13 protein-coding genes and 1 pseudogene are annotated in these 15,039 nt (G+C 65.3%); 10 read left to right on the top strand and 4 right to left on the bottom strand.

The genetic code is table 11. The features are described from left to right. The first annotated feature begins 72 nt into the window (after positions 1 to 72). From ACNJYD_RS31620 to glyS, 6 genes and pseudogenes are all read left to right on the top strand, one after another. A complete protein-coding gene (locus ACNJYD_RS31620; protein WP_008562067.1) occupies positions 73 to 300 on the top strand; it encodes a putative signal transducing protein in 228 nt (75 codons plus the stop codon). Beyond that, positions 293 to 1,056: pseudogene (locus ACNJYD_RS31615) on the top strand (tRNA1(Val) (adenine(37)-N6)-methyltransferase). The gene ACNJYD_RS31620 and the pseudogene ACNJYD_RS31615 overlap by 8 nt, the downstream one beginning before the upstream one ends. A gap of 215 nt (positions 1,057 to 1,271) precedes the next feature. Continuing rightward, positions 1,272 to 2,180: a S49 family peptidase gene (locus ACNJYD_RS31610; RefSeq protein WP_439364322.1), complete on the top strand. Its 909-nt coding sequence runs from the start codon at positions 1,272 to 1,274 to the stop codon at positions 2,178 to 2,180. A gap of 104 nt (positions 2,181 to 2,284) precedes the next feature. Continuing rightward, the gene (locus tag ACNJYD_RS31605) at positions 2,285 to 2,476 is read left to right on the top strand and encodes a hypothetical protein (protein WP_028178670.1); all 192 of its coding nucleotides are present in this window, start codon (positions 2,285 to 2,287) and stop codon (positions 2,474 to 2,476) included. 217 nt (positions 2,477 to 2,693) lie between these two features. Next, a complete protein-coding gene (locus ACNJYD_RS31600; RefSeq protein WP_172787505.1) occupies positions 2,694 to 3,632 on the top strand; it encodes a glycine--tRNA ligase subunit alpha in 939 nt (312 codons plus the stop codon). Then, a complete protein-coding gene (gene glyS / locus ACNJYD_RS31595; protein ID WP_439364321.1) occupies positions 3,632 to 5,731 on the top strand; it encodes a glycine--tRNA ligase subunit beta in 2,100 nt (699 codons plus the stop codon). Before ACNJYD_RS31600 ends, glyS begins: the two co-directional genes overlap by 1 nt. 247 nt (positions 5,732 to 5,978) lie before the next feature. Here glyS and ACNJYD_RS31590 read toward each other — a convergent pair whose 3' ends face one another. Further along, positions 5,979 to 6,332, bottom strand: coding sequence for a DUF1236 domain-containing protein (locus ACNJYD_RS31590; RefSeq protein ID WP_172787503.1), 354 nt, complete (start codon positions 6,330 to 6,332; stop codon positions 5,979 to 5,981). A gap of 222 nt (positions 6,333 to 6,554) precedes the next feature. Between ACNJYD_RS31590 and ACNJYD_RS31585 the strand changes: the two genes are divergently transcribed. Beyond that, a complete protein-coding gene (locus tag ACNJYD_RS31585; protein WP_008562090.1) occupies positions 6,555 to 6,710 on the top strand; it encodes a DUF3096 domain-containing protein in 156 nt (51 codons plus the stop codon). Positions 6,711 to 6,806: 96 nt separating this feature from the next. Next, positions 6,807 to 9,734, top strand: coding sequence for a pyruvate, phosphate dikinase (gene ppdK / locus ACNJYD_RS31580; protein ID WP_439364320.1), 2,928 nt, complete (start codon positions 6,807 to 6,809; stop codon positions 9,732 to 9,734). Between the two features lie 170 nt (positions 9,735 to 9,904). Here ppdK and ACNJYD_RS31575 read toward each other — a convergent pair whose 3' ends face one another. Then, positions 9,905 to 11,182 (bottom strand): multidrug effflux MFS transporter, encoded by a 1,278-nt coding sequence (locus ACNJYD_RS31575; protein ID WP_439364319.1) that lies wholly within the window; start codon positions 11,180 to 11,182, stop codon positions 9,905 to 9,907. Positions 11,183 to 11,482: 300 nt separating this feature from the next. Further along, on the bottom strand, positions 11,483 to 13,312 hold the full coding sequence (locus tag ACNJYD_RS31570) for an aminopeptidase P family protein (protein ID WP_439364318.1): 1,830 nt from the start codon (positions 13,310 to 13,312) through the stop codon (positions 11,483 to 11,485). Positions 13,313 to 13,498: 186 nt separating this feature from the next. Here ACNJYD_RS31570 and ACNJYD_RS31565 point away from each other — a divergent pair, with 186 nt between their 5' ends. Beyond that, positions 13,499 to 13,678, top strand: coding sequence for a hypothetical protein (locus ACNJYD_RS31565; protein ID WP_172787499.1), 180 nt, complete (start codon positions 13,499 to 13,501; stop codon positions 13,676 to 13,678). A gap of 147 nt (positions 13,679 to 13,825) precedes the next feature. Here ACNJYD_RS31565 and ACNJYD_RS31560 read toward each other — a convergent pair whose 3' ends face one another. Next, on the bottom strand, positions 13,826 to 14,713 hold the full coding sequence (locus ACNJYD_RS31560; protein ID WP_439364317.1) for a 50S ribosomal protein L11 methyltransferase: 888 nt from the start codon (positions 14,711 to 14,713) through the stop codon (positions 13,826 to 13,828). Positions 14,714 to 14,876: 163 nt separating this feature from the next. On the opposite strand from ACNJYD_RS31560, the gene ACNJYD_RS31555 reads away from it, so the two are divergent. Next, complete coding sequence (locus tag ACNJYD_RS31555) at positions 14,877 to 15,032, top strand: Flp family type IVb pilin (protein WP_085968950.1); 156 nt, start codon at positions 14,877 to 14,879, stop codon at positions 15,030 to 15,032. The last annotated feature ends 7 nt before the right edge of the window (positions 15,033 to 15,039 follow it).

Genomic DNA, 15,039 nt, shown 5'->3' with positions numbered 1-15,039 from the left:
GCGAATGCGGCAAGGCCCGCGGAACCATTGACATTTGCCGCGTTAGCCACTTTCAGGCAGGAGATCTGCGTTTTGCGTGAACTGGTTCGGACCAACGATATGGTGCTGGTGTCGGCGATCGGCGCGCTGCTCGACGGTGCCAACATCCACCATCTGGTGCTCGACCAGAACATGAGCATCATCGAAGGCTCCCTCGGCATATTGCCGCGGCGGATCCTGGTTCATGAGGACGACGCCGAGGAGGCCAGGGCGCTCCTCACCGAGGCCGGCCTCAGCCACGAATTGCGCGGCGATGATTGAGGCCGCGGATATTACCGAGGACGCCTTTCTCGGCGGGCAGTTGCGCTTGATGCAGAAGCGGTCGGGCCATCGCGCCGGGCACGACGCCGTCCTGCTCGCAGCGGCGATTGACGCTAAGGCGGGGGACCGCGTGGTCGACTTTGGCGCCGGCATTGGCACGGCGGGCCTTGCGCTTGCGCGGCGCGTCGCGGGGATCAGGCTCAGCCTGGTCGAGATCGATCCGGAACTGGCGGAGCTCGCGCGGGCCAACGCCGCGGCGAACGCGATCGCCGCCGAGGTCATCGTGCTCGACGTCACCGCCGATGCGCAGGCGTTTGCAGCGAACGGACTTCTGCCCGACAGCGCCGACGCCGTGCTGATGAACCCGCCCTTCAACGATCCCGCACGCCATCGCGGCTCACCGGATCAGGCGCCCACATCGCGCATGTGGCGACAGAGGAGACGCTGCATGCGTGGGTGCATGCAGCCCGGCGTATTCTCCGATCGAGCGGCGTGCTGACTCTGATCTGGCGCGCGGACGGACTCGGCGACGTCATGGCAGCGCTGTCACGCGGCTTCGGCAGCCTTGCGATTCTACCGGTTCATGGCGAAGCGGGAAAGCCCGCGATCCGCGTGCTGGTGCGCGCAGTCAAAGGCGGCCGGGCACCGACGCGATTGCTGCCCGGGCTCATGCTTAACGAGGAGTCAAACGTGCCTAAAAAAGAGGTGCGGGATATTCTGGAGGGGAGGGCGGCGTTGCCGCTGGCGGAGCCGTGACGGCTTACTGCGGCAGCGATTCCGTCTGCTGCTCTTGCGGGGACGTAAAGCGAATCGCCGTGAAAAGCGCACCGATCAGCAGCAACAGCAGATAGATCTTCATGGCGTTTCCTCCGCTGCCTATTGCAGCTTCCCAACGGGGATTCTGCAAAACACGTTCCAGGCACTTTCAATGACACTCGCGTGATAAGAAATGGTTAATCAGAGGTAAGGCCATGGACGAACAATTGAACGATCGTGAGAGTTCCGGCCTGGCCGACAAGCTCATGCAATATCTGCCGGCGCGCTTTCGTCCCGGCACGGCGGTCGTGCCGGTGGTGCGGCTGTCCGGTGTGATCGGTGCGGTGACGCCGCTGCGTCCGGGCCTGACGCTTGCCGGCGTGGCGCGGGTGCTCGAGCGCGCGTTTTCCTATCGTCACGCCAAGGCGGTGGCGCTGGTGATCAACTCGCCCGGCGGCTCGCCGGTGCAGTCGCGCCAGATCTTCTTGCGCATCAAGCAGCTTGCCGCGGAGAAGAAGCTGCCGGTGCTCGTGTTCGTCGAGGACGTCGCGGCCTCCGGCGGCTACATGATCGCCTGCGCCGGCGACGAGATCATCTGCGATCCCTCTTCGATCCTCGGCTCGATCGGCGTGGTCGGCGGCAGTTTCGGTTTCCAGGAGGCGATCAGGCGGCTCGGCATCGAGCGGCGCCTCTACACGTCAGGCGAGCACAAGGCGATGCTCGACCCGTTCCTTCCGGAAAACCCCGATGACGTCATGCGACTGAAGGCGATCCAGCGCGAGATCCACCAGATCTTCATCTCGCTGGTCAAGGAGAGCCGCGGCGCCCGGCTGAAGGGAGCCGACGACACGCTGTTCACGGGCGAATACTGGGCGGGCGAAAGCGCGATCGCGCTAGGGCTCGCCGACAGCATCGGCGATCTCCGCTCAACTCTTCGTGCCCGCTTCGGCGAGAAGGTTCTCACCCCCGTGATCGCGCAGCCGACCGGGCTGCTCTCCGGCTTTTTGGGGCGGAAATCGCCCGGCGCGGGGCAGCTTTCGGCCCTGGAATCAATGGCCGGCCTGCCGGACGAGCTGATCTCGGCGGTCGAAACGCGGGCGATTTGGGCGAAATTCGGGTTCTAGGGCTCGCGCTCCCGCGCCATTTCGCCCGGACGGCACCAATTGCGGCGCAGGTCCATCTGCGCAACAATGCAAGTGGGGGCTGAGCATGAGACGAGGATCGATCGATGCCGCCGTTCGTCGCTTTCGCGGGCGTCCTGGGCGGGCTTGCCGTGGTCCGCTGGGCCTACAAGACCGCTGTCCGGATCAACCAGGAACTGGAGGAGATGCGCCTGTCGCGCGTCGCTGAAGCCGCCCGCATGGGGGATATCCAGACGCTGAAGCGTGACCCCGTAACCGGAGCTTACCGGCCGGGATAGGCGCTGCCAACCCGGCGCCGTAGGGTGGGCAAAGGCGCTCTTGCGCCGTGCCCACCAACTTCCCGGCGGAGAAATAGACGTGGGCACGCTTCGCTTTGCCCACCCTACCGCACCGTCCGGGATCGGCCCGAATCCACCCCCTTCGCCTTGATTCCCATCCCCGCCGTCGATACGGTCCCGCGCGATTCAAAACCCCCCGCGAGAGCCCGATCTGACGATGGACGCCTCATTGCCCGCCCATATGCGCCCGGAACGCTCGTTCCAGGGCTTCATCCTCGCGCTCCAGCGGTTCTGGGCCGAGCAGGGCTGCGTGATCCTGCAGCCCTACGACATGGAAATGGGTGCGGGCACCTTCCATCCGGCGACCACGCTGCGCGCGCTCGGGCCAAAACCCTGGAACGCCGCCTATGTGCAGCCCTCGCGCCGGCCCAAGGACGGCCGCTATGGCGAGAACCCGAACCGGATGCAGCACTACTACCAGTTCCAGGTGATCATGAAGCCGTCGCCGCCGAACCTTCAGGAGCTGTACCTGAAGTCGCTCGCCGCGATCGGCATCGATTCCGCCGTGCACGACATCCGTTTCGTCGAGGACGATTGGGAGAGCCCGACCTTGGGCGCCTGGGGCCTCGGTTGGGAGTGCTGGTGCGACGGCATGGAAGTCAGCCAGTTTACTTACTTTCAGCAGGTCGCGGGCTTCGAATGCGCGCCGGTCGCGGGCGAGCTCACCTACGGGCTCGAGCGCCTCGCGATGTATGTGCAGGGCGTCGACCGCGTCTACGACCTCAACTTCAACGGCCGCGAGGGCGATGCCAAGGTCACCTATGGCGACGTGTTCCTGCAGGCCGAGCAGGAATATTCCCGGCACAACTTTGAATACGCCGACACCGCGATGCTGTTCGAGCAGTTCAAGATGGCCGAGGCGGCCTGCCGGAAATATCTCGATGCCGGCTGGCGCGACGGCGGCAACAAGAAGCAGCATCTGATGGCGCTGCCGGCCTACGACCAGTGCATCAAGGCGAGCCACGTCTTCAACCTGCTCGACGCGCGTGGCGTGATCTCCGTGACCGAGCGGCAGAGCTACATTCTGCGCGTGCGCGAGCTGGCCAAGGCCTGCGGCGAGGCCTGGATCCACACTGAAGCGGGCGGAGCGGCCTGATGCCCGAACTTTTGCTTGAGCTGTTCTCGGAAGAAATCCCCGCGCGCATGCAAGGAAAGGCGGCCGACGATCTCCGCCGCCTGGTCACCGACAAGCTGGTTGCCGAAGGCCTGGTCTACGAGGGCGCGAAGGCGTTTGCGACGCCGCGGCGCCTTGCGCTCACCGTGCACGGCATCCCTGCGCGCCAGCCTGACCTGAAGACCGAGCGCCGCGGCCCCAAAGTCGGCGCGCCCGAGGCGGCCGTGCAGGGCTTCCTCAAAGCGACGGGATTGAAGTCGCTGGAGGAAGCAAAAATCCAGCGCGACCCCAAGGGTGATTTCTACATCGGCTTGATCGAGAAGCCCGGCCGCGACGCGATCGACGTGCTCGCGGAAATCCTGCCCGTCATCATCCGCACCTTCCCCTGGCCGAAATCGATGCGCTGGGGCGCGCGCTCCGGCAAGCCCGGCTCGCTGAACTGGGTGCGTCCGCTGCACGCGATTACCGCAACCTTCGGCCTCGAGACCGAAGAGCCCGATGTCGTGAAGTTCGAGGTCGACGGCATCGAAAGCGGCCAGACCACTTACGGCCACCGCTTCCTCGCGCCGGCGCCAATTCAGGTGCGCCGTTTCGAGGATTATGAAGCAAAGCTGCTTGCCGCCAAAGTCGTGCTCGATCCCGAGCGCCGCAAGGATGCCATCCTCACCGACGCCAAGCAGCTCGCCTTCGCGCAAGGTTTTGAGCTGGTCGAGGACCAGAACCTGCTCGACGAGGTCGCCGGCCTCGTCGAATGGCCGGTCGTGCTGATGGGCTCGTTCGAACCGGAATTCTTGAAGACCCCCGACGAAGTCATCCGCGCCACCATCCGCAACAACCAGAAGTGCTTCGTGGTGCGCGACCCCAAGACGGGCAAGCTCGCGAGCAAGTTCATCCTGGTCGCCAATATCGAGGCGACCGACGGTGGCAATACCATCATCGCCGGCAACGAGCGCGTGATCCGCGCGCGGCTGTCGGATGCGAAGTTCTTCTACGAGACGGATCTGAAGACCAAGCTCGAGGACCGGCTGCCGAAGTTCGAGCAGATCGTGTTCCACGAGAAGCTCGGCACACAGGCTGCGCGCATCAAGCGCATCGAGCGCCTGACCGCGGAGATCGCGCCGCTCGTCGGCGCTGATGTCGGCAAGGCAACGCGCGCTGCGCATCTGGCGAAGGCGGATCTGCTGACGGAAGTCGTCGGCGAATTCCCTGAAGTGCAGGGGCTGATGGGCAAGTATTACGCGCTCGCACAGGGCGAGGATGCCTCCGTCGCTTCGGCTAGCGAGGAACACTACAAGCCGCAAGGTCCTGCGGATCGCGTTCCGACCGATCCGGTCAGCGTTGCCGTGGCGCTCGCCGACAAGATCGATACCTTGGTTGGGTTCTGGGCGATCGACGAAAAGCCGACTGGCAGCAAGGACCCCTATGCGTTGCGTCGCGCGGCGCTGGGTGTGATCCGACTGATTGCCGAGAACGCGTTGCGTCTGTCGCTCATGAAGGTGGCGGGATCCGCGCTCGCCGGCTTGTCGGTGAAGCCAGCCGATGCCTCGAAGCTTCCGAGCGACCTGCTCGCCTTCTTCGCCGACCGCCTGAAAGTCCAGCTCCGCGAGCAGGGCGCACGTCACGATCTCGTCGACGCCGTGTTCGCGCTCGGCGGCCAGGACGATCTCCTGATGATCGTCCGCCGCGTCGAGGCGCTCGGAAAATTCCTCGACTCTGACGACGGCAAGAACCTGCTCGCTGGCACCAAGCGCGCCAGCAACATCCTCTCGATCGAGGAGAAGAAGGACAAGCGCAGCTTCGACGGTGCGCCCGATGCCGCGCTCTACAGCCTTGCTGAGGAGAAGGCGCTGGCCAAGGCGATCGGTGAGGTCAAGGCGGAAGCCAGCGCTGCGGTGGCCAAGGAAGACTTCGCCGCCGCGATGAGCGCGATGGCAAAGCTGCGTCCGCCGGTGGATGCCTTCTTCGACAAGGTGCGCGTCAACGATGACGATCCGAAGGTGCGCGAGAACCGCCTGAAGCTCCTCAACGAGATCCGCAGCGCCACGCGTGCGGTGGCGGATTTCTCGAAGATCCAGGATTGAGACGCGGCCGCGCCGCAAACACCGCTGTCATTCCGGGGCGCGCGGAGCGCGAGCCCGGAATCCACCGTGCCGCGCATTATGCTGACAAATGGATTCCGGGCTCGCGCCAAGTGGCGCGCCCCGGAATGACAGAACAAAAAAGCCCCGCCCGGCGGGGGGAGGACCGGGCGGGGCCTGATGTCCGATCTAACACTGCTCGCGCCAGCCTGATGTGACGCGCCGGACATCGAACGGAGCGGCAGCGTTATTAGTCCAGCACCTCGACGATGCGGCGCGAGCGCGGCTCGACCAGCACGGTTTCGCCGTTCACGACGGTGTAGCGATAGGTCGTGGCGCCGAAACGTTGCGGCACGTCATAATAAGTGACGCCTGCTTCGGGTAAGGTGGTGCCGACCACCACGCGATCCGGAATGCGAAAGGCCGGCACACGTTGCTCGACGACATATTCGCGGAAGGCCGGCCGCTGTTCGACCGCAATCGTCGGCGCGCTGTCGACCACGGCGGGCGCGCGTCCGATCGTGACATCGCTTTGCGCCTGCGCGGCAAGGGGCGCACTTGTCGCGGCCGCGAGCGCTGCGAGAGCAAGAATCCTGTTCCGCATGGACAACTCCTTCGACGTGATTCTTCGGACGCGCCAGCGGCGCGACCGGTTGCCAATGCGTTGCCCGACGCCAATGTTCCGGGAAAAGGCCTGCCGCATTCGCGGCAATTTCGGGCAGTTTTCGTGAGGCCGGAACTCGCAGCAGCCCTTGCGCATCTCTACTCCCGGAACCCAGCCGGTTATGATCCGCGCGATTCGCCTCACCTCACAGAAAGATAGTTCATGCACATCACCGTCGCCCACATTTCGCCGATCCTGTCGTTGATTGCGGGCGTGCTCATCCTGATCATGCCGCGGCTTCTCAACCTCATCGTCGCGATCTTCCTCATCGTCAACGGCGCGATCGGGCTCGGGCTCCTGAAGTGGCTCCGCTTCTAGGCGTTCACTTTTCGGAACTGTCCGTCTTGCGCGGGCCCGCCCAAAGTGGTGTAAGGCCCGCGATTTCCCATTCCTCTCGCAGGTTGTGTGCAAGCTATGGCCAAAGCCGCCTCGAAGCCCAAGAAAATCCCAGCGAAATCAAAGCCCTCCGCCGCCGCGAAGGCAGCGCCGCCAGCCCGCAAGGCGCTGGCCAAGAGCGCGCCGAAGCCGGTCGCCAAAGCCGCTGCCAAGCCCACCGCAAAGCCTGCGGTGAAGGCGGTCACCAAGGCCGCTCCGCCGAAGGTCGCCGCGAAGCCCGCGCCGAAGAAGGCTGCGCCTCCCAAGGCGGCGCCGGCAGCGGCCAAGGCCGGCAAATGGGTGTTCACGTTTGGTGACGGCAAGGCCGAGGGCCGCTCGGAGATGCGCGACCTGCTCGGCGGCAAGGGCGCCAACCTCGCCGAGATGGCCAATCTCGGCCTGCCGGTGCCTCCCGGCTTCACCATCCCGACCTCGGTCTGCACCTATTTCTACGATCACGACAAGACCTACCCGAAGGAGCTGAAGCCGCAGGTTGAGAAGGCGCTGGAGTATGTCGGCAAGTTGACCGGCAAGGTGTTCGGCGACACCAAGAACCCGCTGCTCGTCTCGGTGCGCTCCGGCGCGCGCGCCTCGATGCCGGGCATGATGGACACCGTGCTCAATCTCGGCCTCAACGACCAGACCGTGGAAGCGCTGGCCGAGCTGTCGGGCGACCGCCGCTTCGCCTATGACAGCTATCGCCGCTTCATCACGATGTATTCCGACGTGGTGCTCGGCTTCGAGCATCATCACTTCGAGGAAATCCTCGACACCTTCAAGGACAGCCAGGGTTACACGCTCGACACCGATCTCTCCGCCGAGGACTGGGTCGAGCTGGTCGGCAAGTACAAGGATGCGGTCGCACGCGAGACCGGCAAGGAATTCCCACAGGATCCGCACGACCAGCTCTGGGGCGCGATCGGCGCGGTGTTCTCATCCTGGATGAACGCGCGCGCGGTGACCTACCGCAAGCTGCACGACATTCCGGAATCCTGGGGCACCGCGGTCAACGTGCAGGCCATGGTGTTCGGCAACATGGGCGAAACCTCGGCCACCGGCGTTGCCTTCACCCGCAACCCCTCGACCGGCGAGAGCAAGCTCTACGGCGAGTTCCTGATCAACGCGCAGGGCGAGGACGTGGTGGCGGGCATCCGCACACCGCAGGACATCACCGAGGAGGCGCGCAAGGAGTCCGGCTCCGACAAGGCGTCGATGGAAGCGGCGATGCCGGAAGCGTTCAAGGAGCTGACGCGGATCTACACGCTGCTCGAGAAGCACTACCGCGACATGCAGGACATGGAGTTCACGGTCGAGCAGGGCAAGCTCTGGATGCTCCAGACCCGCGGCGGCAAGCGCACCGCCAAGGCGGCGCTGCGCATCGCGGTCGAGCTCGCCAATGAGGGCCTGATCTCGAAGAAGGAAGCGGTGACGCGGATCGATCCGGCCTCGCTCGATCAGCTGCTGCATCCGACCATCGATCCCAACGCCAAGCGCGACGTGATCGCTACCGGCCTGCCGGCTTCGCCGGGCGCGGCCTCCGGCGAGATCGTGTTCTCCTCGGACGAGGCGGCCAAGCTCCAGGGTGACGGACGCAAGGTGATCCTGGTCCGCATCGAGACCAGCCCGGAAGACATCCACGGCATGCACGCCGCCGAAGGCATTTTGACCACCCGCGGCGGCATGACCTCGCACGCGGCGGTGGTCGCGCGCGGCATGGGCAAGCCCTGCGTCTCCGGCTGCGGCACCATCCGCGTCGATTATGGCCGCGGCACCATGAGCATCGGCTCGCGCACCTTCAAGACCGGCGACGTCATCACCATCGACGGCTCGCTCGGCCAGGTGCTCGCCGGCCGCATGCCGATGATCGAGCCGGAGCTCTCCGGCGAGTTCGGCACGCTGATGAACTGGGCCGACCAGGTCCGCAAGATCGGCGTCCGCGTCAACGGCGACACGCCCGACGACGCGCGCACCGCGATCAAGTTCGGCGCCGAAGGCATCGGCCTCTGCCGCACCGAGCACATGTTCTTCGAGGAGACGCGCATCCGCACGGTACGCGAGATGATCCTCTCCGAGGACGAGCAGTCGCGCCGCGCCGCGCTCGCAAAACTGCTGCCGATGCAGCGCGCCGACTTCGTCGAGCTGTTCGAGATCATGAAGGGCCTGCCCGTCACGATCCGTCTGCTCGACCCGCCGCTGCACGAGTTCCTGCCGCACACCCATGCCGAGGTCGAGGAAGTGGCGCGCGCCATGAACACCGACCCGCGGCGCCTCGCCGACCGTGCCCGCGAGCTCTCGGAGTTCAACCCGATGCTCGGCTTCCGCGGCTGCCGCATCGCGATCGCCTATCCCGAGATCGCCGAGATGCAGGCCCGCGCGATCTTCGAGGCGGCGGTCGAGGCGCAGAAGCGCACCGGCAAGGCGGTCGGCTTGGAGGTGATGGTACCGCTGATCGCGACCAAGACCGAGCTCGATCTGGTCAAGGCGCGGATCGATGCCACTGCACAGGCCGTGATGCGCGAGACCAACACCAAGCTGGTCTATCAGGTCGGCACCATGATCGAGCTGCCGCGCGCCTGCCTGCTCGCGGGCGAGATCGCGCAGTCGGCCGAGTTCTTCTCGTTCGGCACCAACGACCTGACGCAGACGACCTACGGCATCAGCCGCGACGACGCGGCGAGCTTCCTCGGTCCGTACGTCGCGAAGGGCATCCTCTCGGTCGATCCCTTCATCTCGCTGGATCAGGAAGGCGTCGGCGAGCTGGTCAAGATCGGTGTCGCCCGCGGCCGCAAGACCCGCGCCTCGCTCAAGGTCGGCATCTGCGGCGAGCACGGCGGCGATCCCGCCTCCGTCGCCTTCTGCCACCATATCGGTCTCGACTACGTCTCCTGCTCGCCCTACCGCGTGCCGATCGCGCGGCTTGCAGCGGCGCAGGCCGCGCTCGGCAAGGCGATCGCGAGCCAGGCGTAAGCCAAAGCGCAGATATGAGTTTGAGAGAGGCGGGGCCCAGCCCCGCCTCTCATTTTTCACACGGCTCTCTCCGCGTCGTCACTGCGAGCGCAGCGACTTGTCCGCCGAAGCCTCGGCGAAGGCGGAAGCAATCCAGAATCCTTCCGCAGAGGCACTCTACACGGCGCCCCTCACATCATCCCCGTCTCGTCCTCCTCGGCCTGCCCGATCAGCGCTTCGCTCGGCACCATCTCGCGGCGGGGCACGACGAACATCATCACGCAGGCGCAGAGCAGGGAGATCGCGAGAACCGCTGATGTCAGCGGCAGCGTCGTCGCGGAATGGCCGCCGAGATAGGCGCCGAATTGCGACATCAGCGCGCCAATGCCTTGCTGCAGGAAGCCCATCGCGCCCGAGGCGGTGCCGGCTGCTTCGGGACGGATGCTGATGGCGCCGGCGGCGGAATTCGCCATGACGAAGGCGTTGCCGGCCATCACGATCATCTGGGTGCCGAACAGCCAGGCGGGCGCCTCGTTCCAGCCGGCGAAGCTCCAGAGCAGGTTCGAAAAGCTGCCGCAGAGCTGCAGGGCGAGCCCGAACCAGATCAGCCTTTCCAGCGAGTGCCGCGGCGCAAAGCGCACGCAGAGCAGATTGCCGACCAGAAACGCAAAGCCCGTCGTCGCGAACCAGGCGCCGTATTCGGCGCTGCTGCGGCCCATCTGCGTCACCACGATGTAGGGCCCGCCGCCGGCGAAGGTGAAGATAATCTGGGACGCAAGCACCTGGCACATCACATAGCCGACGAAGGCGCGGCTCCGGATCAGCGTGCCGATATCGCCGCGGAAGCCGCTGCCGGCGCTGCGGCTGCGGCGGGTCTCGGGCAGCGCGAAGGCGATACCGACGGCAACGACGATGGCGGCGATGGTGATGGCGTAGAAGATCGCGCGCCAGCCGAACGCGGTCTCGATCAGGCCGCCGGTGAGCGGCGAGACCATCTGCCCGATCATCAACGCCGCGACCACGAGGCTGATCATCGAGGCGACGCGGTCGCGCTCGTAGATGTCGCGGATGATGGCCCGGCTGATCACCATGCCGGATGCGCCGCCGAGCGCCTGGAAGAAGCGTGCGGCGATCAATTGCGGCAGGGTCTCGGCAAAAATACAGCCGATGCTGGCAACCACCATCAGCGCCAGCCCTCCCAGCAGCACCGGCCGCCGCCCGAACCGGTCCGACAGCGGCCCCATGATCAGCTGCGACAGCGCGATGCCGACCATGTAGAGCGACACCGTCATCTGCGCGATCGAGATGTCGCTGCCGAAATTCGTCGCCAGCACCGGCAGTGCCGGAACCAGGATGTAGAGCGAGATCGGCGCGACCCCGGTCATCACGACCAGCAGCAGCAGCACCAGGCGCGAGGTCGCGATGTTTTTCGTCGCCGCGTCCGGCGGCCTGCTGATCATGCCGTGCATATGTCGTCCGTCGTCCGAATTCGAATCAACTGTAGCGTGCCCACGCAAGACCGATATCGGCGATTCGGAATGCGGCTATTCGGATTTCGGGACGGTTATGATGAGGGCACGATGGCGATCGTTTGGGCGCTTCGCTCGTGCTGAAAGTTCGGTGTCATTCCCCGCGAAGGCGGGGAATCCAGTATTCCAGAGACGGTAATGATTGATCGAGGGGCTGCGGCGTACTGGATGCCCGCCTTCGCGGGCATGACACCTATCGTGTCGTAACAGCCTTGCACAATCCGCGTGGCGCTATGCGCACTACGCCTTCAGCTCCGCCGTGGCCTGATCGAGCCAGGCCTTCGTCGCCTCGTCCAGCGCCGGCCGCACGTCATCCCTCACGCGGGCATGATAGGCGTTCAGCCAATCGAGCTCGTCGCGGCTCAGCATCGCGACATCGATCAGGCGGCGGTCGATCGGCGCCAGGGTCAGCGTCTCGAACGCGTTCATCGGCTTCTCGGCGCCCTTGACCTCGGCGGCGACGACCAGCTCGAGGTTTTCGATACGGATGCCGAAGCCGTCGGTCTTGTAGTAGCCGGGCTCGTTGGACAGGATCATGCCGCGCTTCAGCGGCGTGGTGCCGAGCTTCGAAATTCGCGCCGGTCCTTCGTGCACCGAGAGATAGCTGCCGACGCCGTGGCCGGTGCCGTGCTCGAAATCGAGCCCGGCGGCCCAGAGATATTGCCGCGCCAGCGTGTCGAGTTGCGCGCCCGTGGTGCCGTCCGGAAAGACGGCGCGCGCGATCGCGATGTGACCGCGCAGCACGCGGGTGAAGCGGTCGCGCATCTCATCCGTCGGCTCGCCCACCGCCATGGTGCGCGTGACGTCGGTGGTGCCGTCTTCATATTGTGCGCCGGAATCGATCAGCAGGAGATCGCCGGGCGCGATCCGCCGGTTGCTCTTGCGGGTGACGCGGTAATGCACGATGGCGCCGTTCGGGCCGGTGCCGGAGATGGTGGGAAACGAGACGTCCTTGAGCGCGCCGGTGTCGCGGCGGAAGGTTTCCAGCGCCTCGACCGCGTCGATCTCGGTGAGCTTGCCGCTTGGCGCCTCGCGATCGATCCATGCGAGGAAGCGCGCCAGCGCCACAGCGTCGCGCAAATGAGCCGTCTTGGTGCCCTTGATCTCGGTCGCGTTCTTGACCGCCTTGAGCAGTGCAACCGGATCGCTGCCGCGCACCGGCTTGCCGCCGGCGCCCGTGATCAGCCGGCCGAGTGCGTCGGCGGCGGTGGCGTTGTCGAGCGCGATCGATCCACCACTCTTGGCCAGCGCCATCAGTGTCGGCGCCATGGCGTCCGGTTCGCGCACGTCGGCGGACTGCTCGAGATGGTCGCGTGTGAGGTTGGAGAGCTTGCGGTGGTCGATGAAGATGGTGGGACGGCCGTCTTTCGGCACCAAGGCGTAGGACAGCGGCAGCGGGGTATGGGCGACGTCGGCGCCGCGGATGTTGAAGGTCCAGGCCACTGCGTGGCTGTCCGACAGCACCAGCGCATCGGTGCCGAGCTTGGCGATCTCGGCCCTGATCTGCGTCAGCTTCTCCGCTTCAGTGACACCGGCATGCTGGAGGCTGTGCACCGCGACGGGGGCAAGCGGCGGCTGCGGCCGGTCCTGCCAGACTGCGTCGATCGGATTGCTGTCGACGGCGACCAGCTCGGCGCCGGCCTTGGCGCAGGCCGCGGACAGTCGTTCGGCTGCCGAAAAAGTGTGCAGCCACGGATCAAATCCGAGGCGGTCGCCGGCTTTCAGATGCGCCGCCACCCAGCTCTCCGGCGGCGGGTCGATCAGCGATTCCACCACCCACGCCTTGGCGTCGACCTGCTTGGCGGCCTGCAGCGTGTAGCGGCCGTCGACGAACAGTGCTGCCTCATGCGGCAGAACCACGGCTAGCCCCGCCGAGCCCGTGAAGCCGGTCAGCCAGGCAAGCCGCTCTTCCGATGGCGGCACATATTCATTCTGCTGCTGATCGGCACGTGGCACGACGAAGCCGGTCAGCTTGCGACGGGCAAGCTCTTCGCGAAGTGCGGCCAGCCGTGCCGCCAACGCGATGCCGGCCTCCGGCTCCTCGAATGTCTGGAAGTGCGCTTCGAACATGGTGGATCACTTTAGGATCATGGGGATCAGTCCGCAATGTAGACGCATTTGCGGCGCATCTGGCATGGACTGTGCTTGAATAGTTCCATTCGAGTTGAGTGGAGTAAAGGATGCGGCAGTTGCGCTTCGTCCGGATGACAGGGAAATTCGAGCAGGTGGTTCATCTCAACGGCGAGGGGACACACGATGCCAGCGTTCACCTTTGAGAAAATTTCGCCGCCGGCGCGCCGCGCCCCGACAACTCCGACACCGAAGAAGCCGCGCGGCCTCATCAGCCAGATGATCGACCGTTTCGCAGAGCGCCGCGCGCGGCGTGCCTTGCAGGGGCAGCGCGCGTCACGCCGCGACGAGAAGCCGGCGGAGTAGCGCGAGATTTTGTAAGGTGGGCAAAGGCGCAGAGCGCCGTGCCCACCGTCATTCCGCGATTGTAAAATGACGCGATTGTAGAAAGAATGGTGGGCACGCTTCCGCCTTCGCTCTTCGAGCTACGGCGGGCAAGTCGCATTGCCCGCCCTACGAGAGCTTCCGCAACAACAGACTGCTCCATCCCTCGATCCTGAGATGTCGCACCGGCACGAGGCCGCGCGCGCGGTAGGCGGCGATCACGGCGGGCGCCTGGTGCGTCAAGAGGCCGGAGAGGATGACGCGGGCGCCAGGCGCAAGGTGCCGCACCATCGGGCTCGCCAATTGCCGCAACGGATTGGCAAGGATATTGGCGAGCACCAGGTCGAACGGCCCCGCACGCGCAAAATCCGGCGCGGCAAAGCCGGTGGCGCGGATCATGCGCACATGGTTGCCAACTTCGTTCAGCGTGGCGTTCTCAGCCGCCACCCGCACCGATGGCGGATCGATGTCGGAGGCCAGCACCGCGCGATGCAGCGCCTTTGCGGCTGCGATCGCCAGCACGCCTGTGCCGGTGCCGAGGTCGAGCAGGTTCCTCGGGCGGGAACTCTTCAGGACATGGTCAAGCAGAAGTAAACAGCCGCGCGTCGTGCCATGGTGACCGGTGCCGAAGGCGAGCGCCGCCTCGATCTCGATGGCGAGCTTGTTCGGCGCCACACGATCGCGATCGTGGCTGCCGTGCACCACGAAGCGCCCGGCCGGCACCGGGACGAGATCTTCAAGGCTGGCCTTGACCCAGTCCTTGGCTTCGACCGTGTCGAAAGCGAGCGTCGCCGCAATCTCATTTCCTGCTGAAGTTGCAACGAGTTCGGCTAGCCATGCCTGATCCGGCGCATCGGCGAAATGCAGCGTCACGTCCCATTGTCCGTCGGGCCGTTCGAAGGCGGCGACCGCCGCATCGCCGTCGAAAAACACCTCGGTGAGCACATCGACGACGCGCTTGGCGTCGGCTTCGCTGCCGATCGAAAAACTGGCGCGATGGGTGGGGGACGGCTGCATTCAGGGTTCCGTTGAGTTCAATTTTTGGAACTTTTGCGGGTGAGTTTCCGGACAAGTTGCGGTTCGCAGGTTAACCCGCCTGAAGTGGGTTCCCCGTACATTCCCGGATGTGGAATCGAATCAACACAGCTTGTAATTGAAACGGAGGCGAGTCTTGAAGCGCATGATTCAAAAGTTCTGGTCGGACGAGTCCGGTGCAACCGCGATCGAATACGGCCTGATCGCCGCGGGCATCGCCCTGGCGATCATTACCGTGGTGAACGGGCTGGGCACCACCATGAACGAGAAGTTCACTTCGATTAGCACCTCCTTGAAGTAATTTCCGC

This window comes from Bradyrhizobium sp. SPXBL-02, assembly GCF_051853065.1.
In the GTDB taxonomy this organism is placed as follows: domain Bacteria; phylum Pseudomonadota; class Alphaproteobacteria; order Rhizobiales; family Xanthobacteraceae; genus Bradyrhizobium.
Note: the sequence above shows the minus strand (reverse complement) of the source record. Positions and strands in the feature narration are given on the sequence as shown.